Source organism: Rosistilla carotiformis (genome assembly GCF_007753095.1).
GTDB lineage: Bacteria > Planctomycetota > Planctomycetia > Pirellulales > Pirellulaceae > Rosistilla > Rosistilla carotiformis.
Map to the genome: position 1 here is coordinate 2,839,871 of NZ_CP036348.1, position 18,321 is coordinate 2,858,191.

Below are 18,321 nucleotides of genomic sequence, written 5' to 3' on the forward strand. Positions count from 1 at the left end.
CCCGCGATGGTGGGGACCATTCCGGCGACCTGCCCTACAATCGATGCAGCCATTTTGCTAAGTTATTGGCCACTCGGGGTTTCGCCCGCGTGGTTGAGGATGACACGCTTCTCGTTTGGCGCACTGGAGAAGCGGTGCCACGATTCAATCCAGCCGGGTGAGTTCGCCCCATTTGTTTCGTTTGTTCCGCGCCCGTGGCTAACGTTTTGATTCTGATCCTTAAAAGTGACGCGACCGAGCCGCAGATCCAACATGTCATCGAACGTGTCGAATCGCTAGGTTTTGGTGCGCATCTGAGTCGCGGGACGTTTCGCACGATCGTTGGCCTGATCGGTGATGAGCAACGGCTGCAATCCGAGCCGCTGAGTGCAATTCCAGGCGTCGCCGAAGTGGTTCCCGTGATGCCCCCCTATAAGCTTGCGTCTCTGGATGCCCATCCCCAACCGAGCGTCGTCGATGTCGGTGGCGTTCCCGTGGGAGGCGGGCAGCTGGCGATGATCGCGGGTCCCTGCGCGGTCGAAGAGCCCGATCGGATGCTGCGGATTGCCAAGGCTGTCAAAGCGGCGGGCGCCAACATCTTCCGTGGCGGCGCTTACAAGCCACGCACCAGTCCCTACAGTTTTCAAGGGCTGGGAGAAGAGGGGCTGAAGATACTGCGCGACGTTGGCGATGCGTGCGGGATGCCGATCGTGACCGAGGTGACCGACCCGCGAAACGTCGAAACCGTTGCGAAATACGCCGATCTGCTGCAGATCGGAGCCCGCAATATGCAAAATTTTGTGCTGCTGACCGAAGCGGGGCAAGCCAACAAACCGGTGCTGCTGAAACGTGGTATGAGCGCCACGATCGTCGATTGGTTGATGAGTGCCGAATATGTTTTGGCGCAGGGAAATCCCAACGTCATCCTGTGCGAACGCGGCATCAAGAGCTTCGACCCGTCGACGCGGAACCTGTTCGATGTCGCCGCGGTTCCGGTGGTCAAAGGCCTGAGCCATCTGCCGGTGATCGTCGATCCCAGCCATGCGACTGGCAAGCCGGCCTTGATTCCACCGTGTGCTTTGGCGGGAGTCGCTGCGGGGGCTGACGGCGTTCACATTGAAGTCCACGACGAACCGGAGGTCGCCAAAAGCGACGGACCGCAGGCGTTGCTGCCCGATCAGTACGCCGAAGTGGCTCAGCAGATTCGTCAGCTGGCCGCCTTGTTGGGCAAGTCGATCGCACCGTTGCCCGCTAGCAAGGCATCGGGGTAGCGGCGATCTCGCGGGAGCGAGGCTCCCGAAATTGGGACATTGCCCGAAACGACGGATCTAAACCAAAATTACATTCGACAAATAAACAACCGACAGAGAGAAACCGATGCGTAAACCATTCATTTGTGGTAACTGGAAGATGAACACACGCAGCGAATGTGGCGTGGCCCTGGCCAAAGCCGTCGCTGCTGGGATCCCTGCGGGAAGCCAAGTGGAAGTGGGCGTTTGCCCGCCGGCTTGTTATCTGGGTGCCGTCGGTTCTTCGATCGCGGGAAGTGCCGTGGGGCTTGGTGCACAAAACATGTTGGCCGAAGCTGACGGCGCATTCACGGGCGAAGTCAACTCCGCGATGCTGAACGACCTCGGTTGCCGATACGTCATCCTGGGGCACAGCGAACGCCGTCAATTCTTCGGCGAAACCAGCGAAGGCGTCGCCAAGAAGACGCACGCTGCCTTGGCAGCGGGATTGGTGCCGATCGTCTGCGTCGGGGAAACGCTGGAAGAACGCGAGGGCAATCAAACCGAAGCGGTGGTCGCCCAGCAGATCGAAGGTTCGCTGGCCGGAATTTCGGCGGAACAGTTGCCAACCGTCGTGATCGCTTACGAACCCGTTTGGGCGATTGGTACTGGGAAGGTCGCATCGCCCGAGCAGGCCGAAGCGGTTCACGCCCACATCCGCAAGCTTTTGTCGGACAAATTCGGCAGCGAAGCCGCGGAACAAGTTCGCATCCAGTACGGTGGCAGCGTCAAGCCAGGCAATGCCGCTGAGCTGTTGGGACAACCCAATATCGATGGCGCTTTGGTCGGCGGTGCTAGTCTGAAAGCGGAAGATTTCCTGGGAATCATCGCCGCGGCGTAACTCAAAGGCTTCAGATTGCTGGCATGTTTGCAGCGAAACGCTGCGAGATTGCCGCGATCGACGTCAATTCAACCATGACGGCAAGCGTCAAACATTTCAAAAAACGGATTACTCACAATGACGGCATTGGTATTTGCAAGCATGACGGGCGTCTTCTTCGGGCTGACGCTCTCGTTCCTCTCCCTGTTCCTGATCCTGTTGGTCCTGGTTCAACGTGGCAAGGGGGGCGGTTTGACAGGTGCTTTGGGTGGTCCCGGTGGCCAAAGTGCGTTTGGCACCAAAGCGGGTGACATGTTCACCAAGATCACCTCGGTTGTTGCCTTGGTGTGGATTTTCCTGTGCGGTGCAAGTGTCTTCGTGATGGGTAACGCCCGCCCGATGGTCGATAACGCAGCGGTTGTCGAAAGCCCTTCGTTGGAAGGCCTTGATGTCGCTGGCGAAGCGGTTGAGGTCGAAGAAGTCGACGCGATCGCCCTGCCTGGTGACGCGGAAGAGGAAGCGGTCGCCGCACCCGCCGACAGCGAAGAGCCCGCCATGACCGAAGCACCGGCTGTCGAGGCTCCTAAGACCGAAGAGCCTAAGGCGGACGAACCTAAGCCCGAAGCTCCAAAAGCCGAAGAGACCAAAGAAGAAGCTCCAAAGACGGACGAGCCGAAGGCTGAAGAAGCCAATGAAGAGGCTCCCAAGGCCGACGAGCCGAAGGTAGAAGAACCTAAGGAAGAAGCTCCGAAGGCAGAAGAGCCCAAGGCGGACGCTCCCGAGAGCGAAGAATCTGCGAAATAAGGCGGTTTGCGATGGCATGGTGCTCGCTGTGGCGGATCCCTTCTTCGAAGGGGGGATGCCGCAGGAAATCGAGCGCCGGTTCATCGCGATGCATGCTCGATGAACGCGAAAAACGAACAACGCTCCGATCGATCGGAGCGTTCTATTTTGGTAGAGCGAGCGAAGTCGTGAGCTAGATTTGACTTAGGTGCAGATGCAGTGGGGATATTTGCGTTCCCCGTCGCTGCACCCCCCGAAGAGGCTCCAACGGGGCGGGGCGACGTTCGGCGGCGCTTCCGCACCGACCTGCCCGCCCTGTCACGCTTTCGAGTCGACGACCGGCCATTGGCCTGCTGTGTTGATCAACGCAGCGATCTTCATTCATTTAGAAAAGCTGTTTTCCAATGCTCCAAAGTATGACCGGCCAGGGACAAGCTCAATCGACGGGCGATCTGGGGACCGTGAGCGTGGAGATCCGATCGGTCAACAACCGGGGGCTCAAGTTGTCGGCGCGGCTGGGGGACCAGATGAGTCGGTTGGAGCCGCTGGTCGATGCCGTCGTGCGTCAGCATCTGACTCGAGGTTCGGTGAATCTAAACGTCCGCTGGCAGCGGGCCGGATTGGCATCAGCTTATCGCATCAATCCGACCGCCCTGACGGCCTACTACCGCAGCGTTTCGGAGCTGCAGGCAAGTCTGGGGGAGACGGCGGCGATCGACCTGAGCCACCTCGCTTCGCTGCCTGGAGTGATTCAAGAGGCGGACGACCAAGCGATCGATCGCGACGCGATGTGGTCGCTATTGCAACCGGTGCTCGTTTCGGCGCTCGAAGATCTGAATCAGATGCGAGCGACCGAAGGGGCTTCGATGCTGGTCAGCCTGCAAGCCGATCTGGCTGAAATCGCGAAACACCTGGCGGAGATCTGTCGTCTGGCCCCGCGAATCGTTGACAATTATCGCGATCGGCTGGAAACGCGGATCGGCGAATTATTGCGGGAACGTGGCCTTGAGATCGCCAAAGTCGATCTACTGAAAGAGGTTCAGTTGTTCGCCGACCGGACCGATATCAGCGAAGAGATCACGCGGCTGCAAAGCCATCTGCAAATGTTTAATGAAACCGTAGCCAGTGAACAGGCCAGCGGCCGGCGACTCGATTTTGTGATTCAAGAAATGTTCCGCGAGACCAACACGATCGGATCGAAGGCTAACGATGCAGAAATCGCAATGCATGTGGTCGACATGAAATGTGCGATCGAACGGATGCGCGAACTGATTCAAAACATCGAATAAGCGGCCGAACGATTGCCCGCGATAGCGTTATACGATTGGGCCGAAGCCCGCGAGAGATCAGCATGAAAACGACGACTGAAGGTCGCTTAATCATCATTTCCGGCCCCAGCGGTGCGGGGAAATCAACGGTCGTGAAATCGTTGATCCAGCAGTGCCCGTTGCCATTGGTGTTGAGCGTGTCGGCGACCACGAGGCCACCGCGGCCCAACGAACGGGACGGGCGGGAGTACTATTTCCTGACGACGCCGCAATTTGATGAACTCCGCAAAGACGGCCAATTCTTGGAGTGCGAGGAGGTGTTCGGCCGGGGGCATTGGTACGGAACGCTGCGTCCTCAAGTCACCACTGGCTTAAAACAGGGTCAGTGGGTTATCTTAGAGATCGATGTTCACGGCGCGATGCGCGTGCTGGAGGACAAAGAACTGCAACCGATCACGATCTTTTTGCATCCCGGCGGGATCGAGGAATTGGAACAACGGCTTCGCGCCCGAGGCACCGAGTCGGAAGAAGCGATCACGCGACGCTTGGAAGTTTCCGTGGGCGAATTAGCCTTGATGCATCGTTATCGACACGAAGTGATCAATGACACGGTGGACCGTGCGACATCTGAAATCTGTGAAATACTGAAATCCTACCAGGAGCGGAACGCATGCTCGAAGAGCTGAAAGAAGAAGAGATCGTCAACAAGGTTGGCGGTCGATTCAAGCTATCTACGTTGATTCAGAAGCGATTGGTGCAATTGAACCAAGGCAGTCGCGCGCTGGTGAATGTCGGCACCCACGATCGTATGCAGATCGTTTTGCAAGAAATCGTGCAGGACAAGATCTACCTGAATACATCGAACGAAGTCATGTCGGTCGACGACATGAACATCGTCCCTGAAGGTCCCGATTTGGACGTCGGCGACCTGTAAGGCTTGCCAGCGTACTTGCGTAAAACGAAACGGATCGCCAAGAGAACTTGGCGATCCGTTTTTTCTTTGGCTTGTCGCTGACCAACCGAACTGGCTCGGGCCGCGTTTACCGCAGCGGTTCGAAGATCACGGCGCGGGAGCGGTTGGCGGAGCGATAGGCCGGTTGGTGAGGAACACGCTGCCGGGCGTTTGCGCTGTCCAGCAGATGGGTGTCCTGTGGTACCAGCAGATCGTCCGGATTCGCCTCAAAGGGCGATGGCCGAGCCGGTTGCGTAGGTGCGGAGTGTGGAGCTGCCGCAGGTGGCAAAGCCTGGATGTCTGGGATGTTCCCCATTTCTGGAACCGGTTGCGAATCAATCGGTGGCGTCGCGGGGACGTTCCGTGGCGCTTTTGCCGGAGGTGCGAAGTTCGGTTGCGATTGGAACATGGGCGTTTCAGGTGGCGACACGTGCGCGGGAGCCGTGCTGCGTGGGGCTTGGTCCGAAGGTGAATCGGGTTCTTTACGCTGCTGGCTGGGCAGCTTGGGCAGCGGCAACCGGGCGTCATTGCTTCGCTTGGGGGCCGCGAATTGAGGCGATTCCACTGAAGGGAGGCCTTTGATCGATTCGGGGTCCAGCGCATCGAATGAAGTCGAATCGGAGGACTTTGGGAGTGCCTGCTCGACTTCTTTCTTGGGCGTGAACTTCCGCTCGGGTTTCGGCTGAGGTTCGTTGTATTCGCGAGGGATGCCGGCATCCGCGGGAGAAACGTATACCGGTTCGGGAGCCGCCAGTGTCGGTTCATGCTCCTGAATCGCGTTCTCTTCGTACATCGGCATGGATTCCATGACTTCGCCATTGGCATAGCCCGGCGAAACATGATGATGCCCGGTGGGAGCGTAATGCATCGGCCCACAGGTGCCGCCACATTGGCATGCCCCTTGGCATTTGGGGCAGGCATGATAGCCCGGGCCGTAACAGATGCCGTACTTGCGAGCCGTCGCGTTCCACACTTTGACCAACGGGTTCTTGGTAGCTTTTTCGTTGGCGTGCAGTTCAATGGCAAGTCCGTGGATCGCAAGCCAGGCGATCGACGCGTAAGTAAAAGCTGCTCTCATAACCCCGGTCCTTCAGACGCTGATGATACGGATGTCAGTGACAGTCATCGGCATCGGTACCCATCCAACCGAAAGCTGCTGGCGAAACCGGAGCAGGATTCTTAGCCAGGTCGACGAAGTTAGGTAGACCGCAACGATTGCGATATCGTTTACGTCGGCTTGATTGCTGTCATTAGACCGCAGTGAACGCCGGTGGGACGAATCGGTTCGTAGCATTCCAATCCGGCGGTTTCCAGCCAGTCGCGATATTCCGCGGCACTATAGGCGCGGCCTTCGGTGAATGAAAACAGCGATGCCGAATACAGCGCGATCGGCAATGGTCCGTCGAGAGCATCGTTCAAAAAGACATCATGGATCATCAACCGTCCACCTGAAGGAAGCGCTTCGGCGCAGCGTTCGATCAGCGCTTGGCACTCGGGAAGATCCCAGTCGTGCAGGACGTTTGATAGCAAGATTGTGTCGGCATCGACGGGCAACGGATCGGCGAACATGTCGCCATCCATAAATTGGCAACGATTCGTTACACCGTAACGTTCCGACATTTCCTGGGCGACTCTGAGGACTTCGGGGCGATCGAAAAGCGTCGCCTGCAGCGGGGGATGCTTTTGCAGCAGCGCGAACGCATAGATTCCGGTCCCGCCGCCGATATCCAGTAGATGCGTTGCGTCCGCCAAGCCGGCGACTTCCGCGAGCGCAGGGGCGACATTTTTTGCTCGTCCGGCGAGGGCCAAAGTGAAGTGCCTCGCGGTGTCGGTGGCTTCCATCGCCGATGCGATTCCATCGCGGTAGATGAATGCCGCGCCACCATCGCTGGCATCGGATCCCAGCGGCCGATTCGTTTTCAACAGCTGGACCATTTGCAGAACCGATGGACTTTGCGCGGCCAAGCCCAGGTAATCGCCGCAATCGAAATCGCTACCCGGCACCAGGTGCTCGCGGGCCAGTTCGGTTAACTGCAGTCGCCCGTCGATCTCTCGTAGCAATCCCATCGCCCGTAGGGCCGTGACCAACACGTGGGTAGGTCGAGGGGCCAGCGAAAGTCGCTGCGCCAGGTCGTCCAGGGAACAGGGAGTTCGATCAAGGCTTGCGAACAGGTCGAAATGTGCCACCGCTGCGGTCAACAGATCCGATCCTTGATTACCACGGAAGTGTTCGAAAATCGGCGTCGGGTCGGTTGCAGGGAAGCGGAGGGCGTTGTGGGGCACCGTGGTGTTCCTGATTTGAGAATGGGATGTCGACGGAGCGATTCTGTGGTCGACAACGCAGCCACAAACGGTCGGCTTGGGTAAGCCTGCTTAACATACCGCGTTTTGTAAACGCGTTCGCCCCTGGAGACGCTTGCTCGGGGCGACTCCGGCTCGAATTTAGGCAAATCCTTCTTCGAGCGTTGACGTTCGGGGCCGTTGGAGAACCGGAGGCTGTCGGTTTCACCGACACAATCTTTGCGGACTGGATGTTACAGCATTCGCTGGATTTTTAGTCGGTCGATTCTGCGGGCAGCATTCCCTATTCTGGATCGGCGCGAGTCTCGATTCGGGTGCAGCGAGGGCGGTGTGGTGGAAGGAAGCACTTCGGCTCAAACAGATTGCTGCCGACCGATCGGACTAAGCCTGCGGTTAAAAATCGACAATCGGCGGTATCCGAAGCGGTGCCGACGATGCGAAGCGAGACGCTTGCAACTATGATATGCGTTTGGTAAACACGCCCGCGACGTGTCCCAGTGATGGCGCGCGATGGGGCCCTGCCGCAAGCGTTCGCTGGTTGCTTGAGTCTTGACGTATCTGTGGTCGGCTCCGCACCTATCGCTGCAATCTTCCCACCACCTCCGAAACGGAATCGATCATGAAACGGACCTTTGCGCAATTGCGCGAGACCTTGTATAGCGCTGTTGTCGCCGACGCTTGCGACCAATTTGGACTGCGAAATCAAAGCATCCAACACGAACTGCCGCCGCAAACCACCAACGGGGTGATGGTCGGTCGCTGCCGAACCAGCTCCTGGGAAGACATTTTCAGCGAAGATCCCTCGCCGTACGAGTTGGAACTGCAATTGGTGGACAGCTGCCAAGCCGATGACGTTGTGATCTCGGCCGCTGCCGGTTCGATGCGTTCGGGGATCTGGGGCGAGCTGTTGTCGACGGCTGCTTCGAACCGCGGCTGCGTCGGCGTGATCGTCGACGGTGCGGTTCGCGACGTCAAGAAAATGCGGGCGATGGAGTTTCCGGTCTTTGCTGCCGGGCGATCGGTTTACGACAGTTGCCATCGGCAACGAGTGACCGCATTCGATGAGCCCGTGGAGATCGGCGGCGTGACGATTTGTAGCGGCGATTTTGTGATCGCCGATGAGGATGGGATCGTGATCGTTCCGGCGGCGCGCAGCGAAGAGATCCTGGCGGCAGCCTGGGAAAAAGTGAACGCCGAAAACGTCACTCGCGATGCAATTAAAGAAGGCATGGGAGCTGTCGACGCCTATCAGAAATACGGCGTCTTGTAGTTCATGGCCAGGGAACCGTTGCGACCGGGCATCCGGTGCGTGAGGTGGACGCGGGAACACCGCCGATTGTTCAGACGCGGATTGACGATTTGTTGCAATCAGCCGACAATTAGCGGTCAAACTTCTCGACTTCTAAACACGACCCCCACCCAATCGCATGAATATCCTGGAACAACAAGACCCAGCAATTTGGCAAGCCATCGAGAACGAAGCCGAACGGCAACGCGATGGTTTGGAAATGATCGCCAGCGAGAACTATACCAGCCGCGCCGTAATGGAGGCGGCTGGCAGTGTTTTGACCAATAAATATGCCGAAGGCTATCCAGGCCGTCGCTATTACGGCGGTTGCGAATTTGCAGATGTCGTCGAACGCTTGGCGATCCAACGGGCGACCGATTTGTTTGGCGCCGAAGCGGCCAACGTGCAACCACACAGCGGTTCGCAAGCCAATACCGCAGTGTATCTGACGGTTCTGGAACCGGGCGACAAGGTGCTGGGCTTGGACCTGGCGCAAGGTGGTCACCTGACGCACGGCATGAAATTGAACATCAGCGGCAAGTTGTACGATTTCCACAGCTACGGCGTCGACCGCGAACACCATCGCTTGGACTTCGACCAGATCGCCAAGCTGGCTCGCGAATTGAAGCCGAAGATGATCGTCGCCGGTGCAAGCGCCTACCCTCGCGAAATTCCGCACGACAAGTTTGCCGAGATCGCAAACGAAGTCGGTGCCAAGTTGATGGTCGACATGGCGCACTACGCCGGTTTGGTCGCTGCCAAGATCCACAACAATCCGGTTCCGGTAGCGGATTACGTCACCACCACCACGCACAAGACACTGCGTGGTCCGCGAAGCGGATTGATCCTCTGCAAACAGGACGATCTCAAAGACATCAACCGTAGCGTCTTCCCTGGCATCCAAGGGGGCCCGTTGATGCACATCGTCGCCGCCAAGGCGGTCTGTTTCGCAGAAGCCGCCTCGCCAGATTTCCGAGCCTACGGCCAACAAGTCGTCGACAATGCTAAAGTCTTGGCCGAAACATTGATCGCCGGCGGGCTGACGCTGGTCAGCGGTGGCACCGACAACCATCTGTGCCTGGTCGACGTGACCGCTTTTGGAATCGGTGGCAAGCTGGCCGAAGCCGCTTTGGAGAAATGTGGAATCACCGTTAACATGAACATGATTCCGTTCGACACGCGGAAGCCGATGGATCCATCGGGTATTCGCATCGGCACTCCGGCGCTGACCACGCGTGGGATGAAGGTCGAACAGATGCGGACGATCGGCAACTGGATCATCCAGGCGCTCAAGTCGCACGACGACGAAACGGCGTTGGCATCGATTCGTGGCCAGGTGAGCGAGTTGTGCCAGGGCTTTCCCGTGCCAGCCGATGCAACCGCCCCGTCGGCCACCGCTTAGTAAGTGTTTTGATTCCGCGTCGGCCGACGTTTCGGTCGGCGCATCCCCGGTCAGTCAGCCCAAATTTAACGAGTTAACATCATGCCTGCGGATCGGATCCTAATCGCCGATGATAACGAAGCCAACCGCGAACTGTTGGATGCCTATCTGGCAAATGTCGATTGCGAGATCGAACACGCCGTCGACGGTGCCGATTGCATGGCCAAGGTCGCCTCGTTCGTTCCCGACTTGATTCTGTTGGACGTGATGATGCCCAAGTTGAGCGGGTTTGAGGTCTGTAAAAAGATCAAACAAGATCCCGCAACGCAACAGATCATCGTGCTGATGGTCACCGCTTTGAACGAGCTGGGCGATATCGAACGGGCTGTCGAATCGGGGACCGACGACTTCCTGACCAAACCGGTCAACAAGTTTCAGCTGCTCAAACGCGTTGAAAACATGCTGAAGTTGAAAGGAACACGCGACGAACTGGAACGCTTGCGGGCCTACATTCGCGAGATGGAAGAGCAGTCCGAACCGCACGGCTAATCGGCCGTTGACGGGATCCCCGGTCGGCTAACGCGCCCAACCGTGCGTGGCCATTCGCTGCACGATCTGTGATCGCAGCGGTTCGTTGGCATGCGGCAGGGCCAGGCGATAATTGGCCCGTGCCATCTTCAGGTTGCCCTGCACTTCCGCCCGCTGGGCACGCTCCCAGTAGAGATCTGCTTTCTCATTGCGGACCTCGCCTTTCCGTTGGGCTATGGATTCGAGTGTCGCCTGCTGTCGCTGTCGTCCCGCTTGTCGGATGCCTTCGTTAGGGGGCGTAAAGCTGCCGACCGATGGTGTCAGGCTGGTTACAAACGGGCGTTGGCTGCCGGAAAAGATGCTACCCGGATAACCGTTGAGCGTCGTGAGCGAAGGAGAGGTGGTGCTCATCGAGCGGTTGCTGCCTTGGGACCACTGGAAGCCAAGGCTTCCCGAGACGTTGCCGCTGCGGCCGGCAAAGCCGCCCGAGAGTCCTGCGTTAGGATTGCCGCCGCCAAACGCGGGGACTCCCACGCCATTGGGAACGTTCGCAAACCAGCCAGGGCCGCGAAGGGCCCAAGCGATACCAAGACGTTCGTTGTAGCTTTCGCCGATCGCTTGCTGCGGCGTCGCGGCATGGATCAACTGGGCCCGCGCCGCGGGGGAACCGAAAGGGATCAAGGCAACGAAAGCGATCAAGCGCCAGGATCCATTGGTCATCGGTCGGCTCCCTAATTGCGGTTGGGGGCTATGTCGGATCAATCGCCGTACTATTTATTCTCCAGCATCCAATCGCGTCGTTGGCGGCTGCTGGGGATTCCCATTTTCTTGCGATACTTGGTGACGGTTCGACGCGCGACGGTCATGCCGTGTTTCTTCAGTTCTTTGACGATATCTTCGTCGCTCAACGGTTTGCTCTTATCTTCGTTGTCGATCACTTCTTGCAGCTTGATGCGGATCGTATCCCAAGCGACATCATCGCCGTCTTCGGTTTGCGTGCCACCGACGAAGAAGCGCTTCAGCGGAAGGATGCCGCGCGCGGTCTGGATCCATTTATCGTCGACCGCTCGGCTGACCGTGGTTACGTGCACGCCAACACGATCGGCGATCTGTTGCATCTTCAGCGGTTCGATCGCTTCGGGACCGAGGTCGAGGAAGGCTTTCTGGTGATCGACGATCGCTTGAGAAACCTTGGTCAGCGTGCTGCGCCGCTGCTCGATCGAATCGATCAACCATTGGGCGCCGTTGATTTTTTGTTTGATGTACTCGCGTTCCTCGGCTGTCGCCGAAGGATCTTGGAGTCGTTGGCGGTAGTATTCGCTGATGAATAGCGTCGGAACGCGATCGTCATCCAGGCGAACTTTGTACAGTCCGTCCTCGTCTTGTTCGACGATTACGTCGGGAGTCACCGTGGGGACGTAGGTTTCCATGAACGCTGCCCCGGGCTTGGGGTTGAGCGAATGGAGTTCGTCTTTGACCTTTTGGATTTTGTCCAGCGAGTAGCCGGTTTTACGCTGAATCGCCGGCAGCCGGTTGCCGGCGATATCTTCCAGGTGACCGGTGATCAGCGTCTTCATTTCCTCGTAGTACGGGAGGTCGGAGGAGAGTTGCAGGAGCAAGCATTCCGAGAGGTCGCGGGCAGCGACTCCCGTTGGTTCCAGCGACTGGACCACCTCCAACGCACGCTTCGCCAATTCCAGATCTTCGGGCGTGTGGTTCGATGGCAGTAAATCACTCAGCGGAGTCCGCAAGTAGCCGCCGTCGCGGGCGTCCAGCGTGCTGATGATCCGCTCGGCCATCAATTCCACATCGGTATCGATATCCAGTTCGGCCAGTTGGTGCAGCAGGAAATCGTTCAGCGATTCGGGGTGGGCCTCCGCATTGGCCATCAGGTCGTGCCGCCGGTCGCCATCCTCCTGCATCTGGTTCGACGATTTTCGAAACGGCTCGTCAAACGTATTCGGCAGCTCGTTTTTCATGTTCAACAAGCGTTCGAAATCGTCTTGGTTGTCATGGTCGTTGTCGACAACCAGCTCCCGCTCCGATTCGCTGGGTGCGTCGGGGTTTTCGTACGAATCCTCGGGATCATCGGGCAGCTGGGGATCGTCGTCCTGGATTTCCAGCAAGGGATTTTCGTTCATCTCCTGCTCGACACGCTCCTGCAGCGCGAGCAACGGCAGCTGCAAGATCTCCATCGACTGGATCATCCGCGGTGCCAGCTTTTGAACTTGTTGTTGACGCTGTTCAAAGCCCATTGAGATACGCATCGGATTAATCTTATTTAAAGTTGACGGCCAGCACGCGAACGTGGGCGGCAGGGTTTAACGGGTTATTCGAAAATTCCGTTCGCGTCGGCCGAAGCACGACCCGAATCTAACTTCTATTCTGGCATAAAACATCGACAGCCGCGCGGTCAATGTCACAGCTTTTGCCGACCATTTAAGGCATCAGCAAGGATTTCTTTGTTCGTGAATTCTAGCACGCTGCCGGCAGTGATCCCCCGCGCTAATCGCGTTATTTCCACCGGATATTCCTGCAATAGGTTCGAGATGTACAGGCTTGTTCCATCTCCTTCGACGGTTGGATTGGTCGCCATGATCACCTCGGTGAACGCCCCCAATCGAACGCGATCGACCAGCGGGTCAATCGTCAATTGGTCGGGGCCGATGCCGTCCAGCGGCGCGATGCGACCTAGCAGCACGTGATACAAACCTTGGAACATTCCGGATTGTTCCAAGGAGATCAGGTCGCGCGGTTGTTCGACGATGCACAGCCGCGTCGAATCGCGGCGGGGGTCGGAACAAATCAGGCAACGAGGACCTTCGGAAAGATTAAAGCACTGCTCGCAGTAGCGAACGTTTTCGCGAACCGAACGAATCGAATCGGCCAGCGCCAACGCTTCGGTTTTCGGAACGCGGAGCAGATGGTAGGCAAGTCGTTCGGCACTCTTGCGGCCAATCCCAGGCAGCCGACCCAAATGGTCGATCATGTCCGCGACGGAATGAGTCAGTTCGGCCATTTTAGCTGGCTCCGCCACCGCCGCCGGTGAACTTTGACAGGGCCGCTTCCATGCCGGGTAGGTTGATCCCGCCAGTGAGTCCCTGCATCGATTCGGCTTGCAATTGTTTCGCCTTGCTGTTGGCTTCGTTGATCGCTGCGGGCAACAAGTCTTCGATCAGTTCGCGATCGGATTGATCAAACAGTTGTTGTTCGATCCGGACGGCTGTGACCTCTCCGGTTCCGTTCATCTCGACCGTTACCATCCCGCCGCCAGCCGATCCGCTGACATGCTGCGATTGCAGTTGGCGATTGAGTTCTTCCATTTTGGCTGGCAATTTCTGTGCCTGCTGCATCAACGATGCGATGTCTGACAGTCCTTTGAACATAGTTCGGTTTGCCCGTGAATGTTGTTGCAATTAAAAGCGTTGGGGCCGTTTTCGTGCTGAAGGGACGCCCCGTCGGTCGTTACTTTTCGCGCGTGATCTCCCTGCCGCTTTCCGTCGCAAAGCTGCTATTGGCTTGCTGGCAAAGTATGCAAAGGACGCATTCTCGGTGGCGAAAACGTTCCCTCGAGATCGCGCCAAAGGCAACGGCCGCCCTATTCCTCTTTGGCCGGAATCACCCGCACAACCTCTGCGTCGAAAAGCTCCATCATTTTGATGATGATGGGTTCTTGTTCGACTTCTCGCTGACGACGCGCTCGGTCGGCACTGGTTAACGCCCGGCGAACCGGTTGCTGGGTTGGCGGCGCTTCGATCAAAACGCATTCGTATTGTACGTGTCGACCCGCCGCGGCGGCCAATGCTGCTTCCAATTTACTACGTCGTTCCGGCTTTTCGCAACTCGCTTTATCCAGGCTTCGCGCACTCGAAAACACCACGCGAATGCAGCCCTCACCCATCGGCTCAACGCGTTGAGCATTTTTGGCGTAGTTCGCCGTCATGTCGTCCAGCGATTCAATCGCTCCGCGCCAGACAGATTTTACCCGCTCGGCATCCCACCGTGCACTGGTTCCCGCTGCGCCGTTGGACGGGGGTGGGGGCGTTGCTACCGATGCCTTAGGTGCAGAGACGGGGGGATTCGGCGAAGCGGGCGGCGTAGCGACCGCAGTCGCCGATGCAGTGGCGGTTGCAGATGCCGTAACGGGGGCTGTCGCCGCGCTAGCGACTGCGACGTTTCCACCTGCCGCAACGGCTGGCCGAGCCGCTGCGGGCGCTGTGGCGGGCGTCGATTCAGGGGCGGTTGGCGGTGCGGAAAAGGAGGCGGGGCGCTCGGAAACCGTCGCGGTTGGGGCCGGCGGGGCTTCGGCTCGGGCGGCTGTCGGAACCGGAGCGGGGGAGCTAACCGCTAGGTCAATGTTTTTTTTTTCGCCAGCCGCAGGCGAAGCCGGTTTCACGGTGGGGCTTCCGGGGGAGACTTGTCCCAAGCCAGCGACGACATCCGATATCGCTTGCAAATCCGCGAGCCGGCAGATTTGAACCATCGCCGCTTCCAGTAAAACGCGACTGTGGACACTTTGGCGCATCCTCGAAATCGCTTGGTCAATGATCCCGACGATCACCAGAACCGTTTGGATTCCCAGTTGGTTGCCTTGCTTGGCAAGGTCGTCGTACGACGCGGGCGCGGCGTGTCGCAGCATGTCGACCCCACATCCGACCGTAGCGGTCATGAGGTCTCGGAAGTAACCCAGCAGCTGTTCGGCTAGTTGTCCGGCGTCGATCCCCCCCATCACCGCATCGTCGACCATTTTTAACACCGCTGCCGGGTCGCGATCGATCAGCCCTGCCGCCAGTGCCGCCAGTCGCGTGTCGTCGGCGGTCCCCAGCATCGAATGGACTTGATCGACGGTGATTCGGCCGGTTGCAAAGCTGAGCACCTGTTCCAGCAGCGATTGGCTGTCGCGCATCGATCCCGCAGCGCGACGGGCCAGCAGGCGCAAGGCATCCTGGTCCGCTTCGCAGCCTTCGGCTCGCACGATCTCGTCCAATCGGGCCAAGATCGCTTCGGTTTCCACGGGGGCGAAATCGAACCGCTGGCAGCGGCTGAGCACCGTGATCGGGATCTTTTCGGGGTCGGTCGTGCAGAAGATGAACTTCACATGCTCGGGGGGCTCTTCGAGCGTCTTCAGCAGGGCGTTGAACGCCTGCTGGGTGAGCATGTGAACTTCATCGATGATGTAAATTTTGTAGCGTGATCGGCTGGGACGCATCCCCACGCCCGCTCTCAGCTGGCGAATCTCGTCGATACCGCGATTACTGGCACCATCGATTTCCAGCACATCGATATCTTCGCCCGCATCGATTGCCTGGCAGATATCCGAGGAATTGTCAGGCGTGGCGGTCGGGCCTTCGGGGGCATTGAGGGCTTTGGCAAAGATTCGCGCCGTGCTGGTCTTGCCAACTCCGCGTGCCCCGGTGAACAGATAGGCATGCCCGACGCGACCGGTTTCGATCGCGTTCATCAACGCCCGCGTTGCGTTCTCCTGGCCCACCAGTTGATCGAACTGCAGCGGTCGATAGCGGCGGGCAACGACGATGTACTTGTCATCATCGACATGTTTGGCATCGATCGAAGGAGAGTCGGACATCCGATAAGGGCCGCGCGGTGCTGTTCAGTAATCGAGACGCAGGGGGGCGGGCGGCGTGTTTCGATTTGCTTCCGGATGGCAACCCCCGCACAAAGGTACCCCGCTTATGGCTGCTCCAGTTAAGGCCTGACCAAGTTCACGGTTCCCCATCGCAAGGGTCACCATCTGAAAGCAAATCGATGAACCCAAACACCACCCCCACGTTTTAGACTTTCACGTCTAAGAGGTCAAACTGGGTTGACAGCAATTATTCGTTATCGCGTCGTCGGCCTCGTCCATTGCTATTTCCACGGCCCCGCGATGCGGTCCGCTTTCCTCGAGCATTGATATTCGGTTGGACCAAAAGGTCGACCGTTTCAATCCACGAAGGAATATCGCGTTGTCGAGGTTTGATGTCTTCGGACGTATCGTCGTCGCTTGCTTCCGCGTGTCGCGGCGACGGTCGTACATCGGCTTCCAGCTTTGCCGAAGGTCGCGACGATGCATCCTCGCGGTCGTTGGATTCGCTGCCTTCGGCGGCCCCACCACGGCCACGGCGTCCACGGCGACGGCGATTCCCCCGGCGTAGTGCAATCACTTCGTCGGCATCTTCGTGATCGTCATCGAATTCGCTGGCTTTGGGGGCTGCGGTATCGGCATTCGCCTCGATTTCCGGCAATTCACCCGTTTCGGGCGTCTCGCTGGCTTCCGACGCTGCGGCATTACCGCCTCGTCCACGGCGTCGGCCGCCACGGCGTCCGCGTCGACGACGACGCGGTTCGCCCTCGTCTCCATTTCCTTCGCTGTCGCTGTCGGAGTCGCTTGGGGAAACGCTTTCGACGGTCGGCTCTTCGCTGTTGATGGGCTCGTCGCCTACCAGGTCGATGTCATCGAGATCGTCCGGCAGATCGTTGAACGAAGAGAAGTTCAGGACGTCGTCGACTCGAGGGCGTCGCGGTGCTTGTTGCTTTGGGGATTCGCTGCGGCGCGGCGAATTGTTACCGCGTCGCGCTACGGGCTCTTCCGCTTTCGCCTTCGCTTCGGCGGGCTCGCCGAACGCAGGGGCTTCTTGAGCCATCACTTCGTCACTTGGCGCTGCGTCGCGTCGGGCGCCCCGGCGACCGCGTCCGCCCCGTGAGCGAGGTTGTTCGCTGCGTGAACGAGGTTCTTCACTGCGTGTACGAGGTTCTTCACTGCGTGTACGAGGTTCTTCACTGCGTGTACGAGGCTCCTCGCTGCGTGAGCGCGGCTCTTCACCACGTTCACGGGAATCGTTGCGGCGGCCACGCGGTGCATCGTCGCGATTGCGTGGACTGCTTTGCGTTTCGGTTTCTTCTGGCAATTGACCAAAGCCCGCGAATTCGTCGCGGCTTTCCGCTTCACACGCGTCGGCTTTCGGTTCGCATGCTTCGGCCTTGGGTTCACATACCTCGGGCTTCGGTTCGGTATCAAAGCCAAGTCCTTGGCCAAAGCCACCACTTGGTTCCGGGCGGCGTGGCGGAGGGCTGGATCGCTTTTCCGCAACAGCTGGAGCTGGCGTTTGGCGAGGCTGTACCGCAGGTTCGTCGACGGTTTCGATACCGAAGCTTTCAACCAGGCTGTCCCAGCTGCTAGACGCAGCGTCGGTTGTTTTTTGTTCGAATCCAGGCAGCGGATCGGACTTCGGTTCGGGAGAGCCGAGGATCGCAGCAGCTTGGCTTTCTTTTTTGTCGTCGTCGCGATCCCAACGGATTTCGTCGGCAGGCGATTCTTTAATAGGTTCTACAGGTGCGCCGACCGGTTGGGTGGCAGCAGGTTTGTCATCAACGGCTGGTTGGGGAACAACTTCGGGCGCTGGGTCGTCAGGCAGGCCGGGAGTTCCCAAAAATTTAGCAATTGATTTCCAGTGGTCCGACATCATTGTATGGTTGGCTCTTCGGGCAATCGAAGCGGGTTAGCCGTCTGGTGTCTTGCAATCCAGAGTCCCAGCTAACGGATTGGTTTCCTTTATACAGGAAAAAGTTGACCAACGGAAGGCAACTCTGCCGTTCGCTTTTCCGCTTTGGCGTCGGGAAAGGCATTATCCCTTGGAAGTGACCTTGTAATGGGTGGTTGCAAATTTCTAGACTCCCGCCGCAAACAGTGGGGGTCGGCTGTTTCTTGACACAGCTGATGAAGAAATCGTTG

The 18,321-nt window shown here is 58.4% G+C and carries 17 protein-coding genes and 1 other RNA gene; 9 read left to right on the forward strand and 9 right to left on the reverse strand.

The features are described 5' to 3' along the window. The first annotated feature begins 206 nt into the window (after positions 1–206). The 6 genes from aroF to Poly24_RS10495 all read left to right on the forward strand — a co-directional run bounded on the left by aroF (position 207) and on the right by Poly24_RS10495 (position 5,073). On the forward strand, positions 207–1,250 hold the full coding sequence (gene aroF, locus Poly24_RS10470) for a 3-deoxy-7-phosphoheptulonate synthase (RefSeq protein ID WP_145102774.1): 1,044 nt from the start codon (positions 207–209) through the stop codon (positions 1,248–1,250). Positions 1,251–1,356: 106 nt separating this feature from the next. Then, positions 1,357–2,109 (forward strand): triose-phosphate isomerase, encoded by a 753-nt coding sequence (gene tpiA, locus Poly24_RS10475; RefSeq protein ID WP_145094355.1) that lies wholly within the window; start codon positions 1,357–1,359, stop codon positions 2,107–2,109. A gap of 117 nt (positions 2,110–2,226) precedes the next feature. Further along, on the forward strand, positions 2,227–2,892 hold the full coding sequence (gene secG / locus Poly24_RS27000) for a preprotein translocase subunit SecG (protein WP_197452478.1): 666 nt from the start codon (positions 2,227–2,229) through the stop codon (positions 2,890–2,892). 383 nt (positions 2,893–3,275) lie between these two features. Continuing rightward, on the forward strand, positions 3,276–4,160 hold the full coding sequence (locus Poly24_RS10485; protein WP_231753569.1) for a YicC/YloC family endoribonuclease: 885 nt from the start codon (positions 3,276–3,278) through the stop codon (positions 4,158–4,160). Positions 4,161–4,222: 62 nt separating this feature from the next. Continuing rightward, complete coding sequence (gene gmk / locus Poly24_RS10490) at positions 4,223–4,825, forward strand: guanylate kinase (protein ID WP_145094358.1); 603 nt, start codon at positions 4,223–4,225, stop codon at positions 4,823–4,825. Then, complete coding sequence (locus tag Poly24_RS10495; RefSeq protein WP_145094361.1) at positions 4,810–5,073, forward strand: DNA-directed RNA polymerase subunit omega; 264 nt, start codon at positions 4,810–4,812, stop codon at positions 5,071–5,073. Before gmk ends, Poly24_RS10495 begins: the two co-directional genes overlap by 16 nt. 106 nt (positions 5,074–5,179) lie before the next feature. Here Poly24_RS10495 and Poly24_RS10500 read toward each other — a convergent pair whose 3' ends face one another. Both Poly24_RS10500 and Poly24_RS10505 read right to left on the reverse strand, forming a co-directional pair. Continuing rightward, the gene (locus Poly24_RS10500; RefSeq protein WP_145094364.1) at positions 5,180–6,169 is read right to left on the reverse strand and encodes a hypothetical protein; all 990 of its coding nucleotides are present in this window, start codon (positions 6,167–6,169) and stop codon (positions 5,180–5,182) included. 149 nt (positions 6,170–6,318) lie between these two features. After that, positions 6,319–7,374, reverse strand: a complete 1,056-nt coding sequence (locus tag Poly24_RS10505) for a methyltransferase (RefSeq protein ID WP_145094367.1) — start codon at positions 7,372–7,374, stop codon at positions 6,319–6,321. Positions 7,375–8,011: 637 nt separating this feature from the next. On the opposite strand from Poly24_RS10505, the gene Poly24_RS10510 reads away from it, so the two are divergent. The 3 genes from Poly24_RS10510 (at position 8,012) to Poly24_RS10520 (ending at position 10,610) form a co-directional block, all read left to right on the forward strand. Beyond that, on the forward strand, positions 8,012–8,662 hold the full coding sequence (locus Poly24_RS10510; RefSeq protein ID WP_145094370.1) for an RraA family protein: 651 nt from the start codon (positions 8,012–8,014) through the stop codon (positions 8,660–8,662). 157 nt (positions 8,663–8,819) lie between these two features. Next, positions 8,820–10,082, forward strand: a complete 1,263-nt coding sequence (gene glyA / locus Poly24_RS10515; protein WP_145094373.1) for a serine hydroxymethyltransferase — start codon at positions 8,820–8,822, stop codon at positions 10,080–10,082. Positions 10,083–10,163: 81 nt separating this feature from the next. Continuing rightward, positions 10,164–10,610 (forward strand): response regulator, encoded by a 447-nt coding sequence (locus tag Poly24_RS10520; RefSeq protein ID WP_145094376.1) that lies wholly within the window; start codon positions 10,164–10,166, stop codon positions 10,608–10,610. A gap of 27 nt (positions 10,611–10,637) precedes the next feature. Here Poly24_RS10520 and Poly24_RS10525 read toward each other — a convergent pair whose 3' ends face one another. The 7 genes from Poly24_RS10525 to Poly24_RS10555 all read right to left on the reverse strand — a co-directional run bounded on the left by Poly24_RS10525 (position 10,638) and on the right by Poly24_RS10555 (position 18,055). Continuing rightward, complete coding sequence (locus Poly24_RS10525) at positions 10,638–11,309, reverse strand: hypothetical protein (protein ID WP_145094380.1); 672 nt, start codon at positions 11,307–11,309, stop codon at positions 10,638–10,640. A 50-nt stretch (positions 11,310–11,359) separates the two neighbouring features. Further along, complete coding sequence (rpoN, locus tag Poly24_RS10530) at positions 11,360–12,856, reverse strand: RNA polymerase factor sigma-54 (RefSeq protein WP_145094383.1); 1,497 nt, start codon at positions 12,854–12,856, stop codon at positions 11,360–11,362. Between the two features lie 152 nt (positions 12,857–13,008). Then, a complete protein-coding gene (recR, locus tag Poly24_RS10535; RefSeq protein WP_145094386.1) occupies positions 13,009–13,608 on the reverse strand; it encodes a recombination mediator RecR in 600 nt (199 codons plus the stop codon). A 1-nt stretch (position 13,609) separates the two neighbouring features. Beyond that, a complete protein-coding gene (locus Poly24_RS10540; protein WP_145094389.1) occupies positions 13,610–13,975 on the reverse strand; it encodes a YbaB/EbfC family nucleoid-associated protein in 366 nt (121 codons plus the stop codon). Positions 13,976–14,187: 212 nt separating this feature from the next. Then, positions 14,188–16,176, reverse strand: coding sequence for a DNA polymerase III subunit gamma/tau (gene dnaX, locus Poly24_RS10545; RefSeq protein ID WP_145094392.1), 1,989 nt, complete (start codon positions 16,174–16,176; stop codon positions 14,188–14,190). Positions 16,177–16,247: 71 nt separating this feature from the next. Then, positions 16,248–16,342: signal recognition particle sRNA small type (gene ffs / locus Poly24_RS10550), an RNA gene on the reverse strand. 81 nt (positions 16,343–16,423) lie between these two features. After that, positions 16,424–18,055 (reverse strand): hypothetical protein, encoded by a 1,632-nt coding sequence (locus Poly24_RS10555; RefSeq protein WP_145094395.1) that lies wholly within the window; start codon positions 18,053–18,055, stop codon positions 16,424–16,426. Between the last annotated feature and the right edge of the window lie 266 nt (positions 18,056–18,321).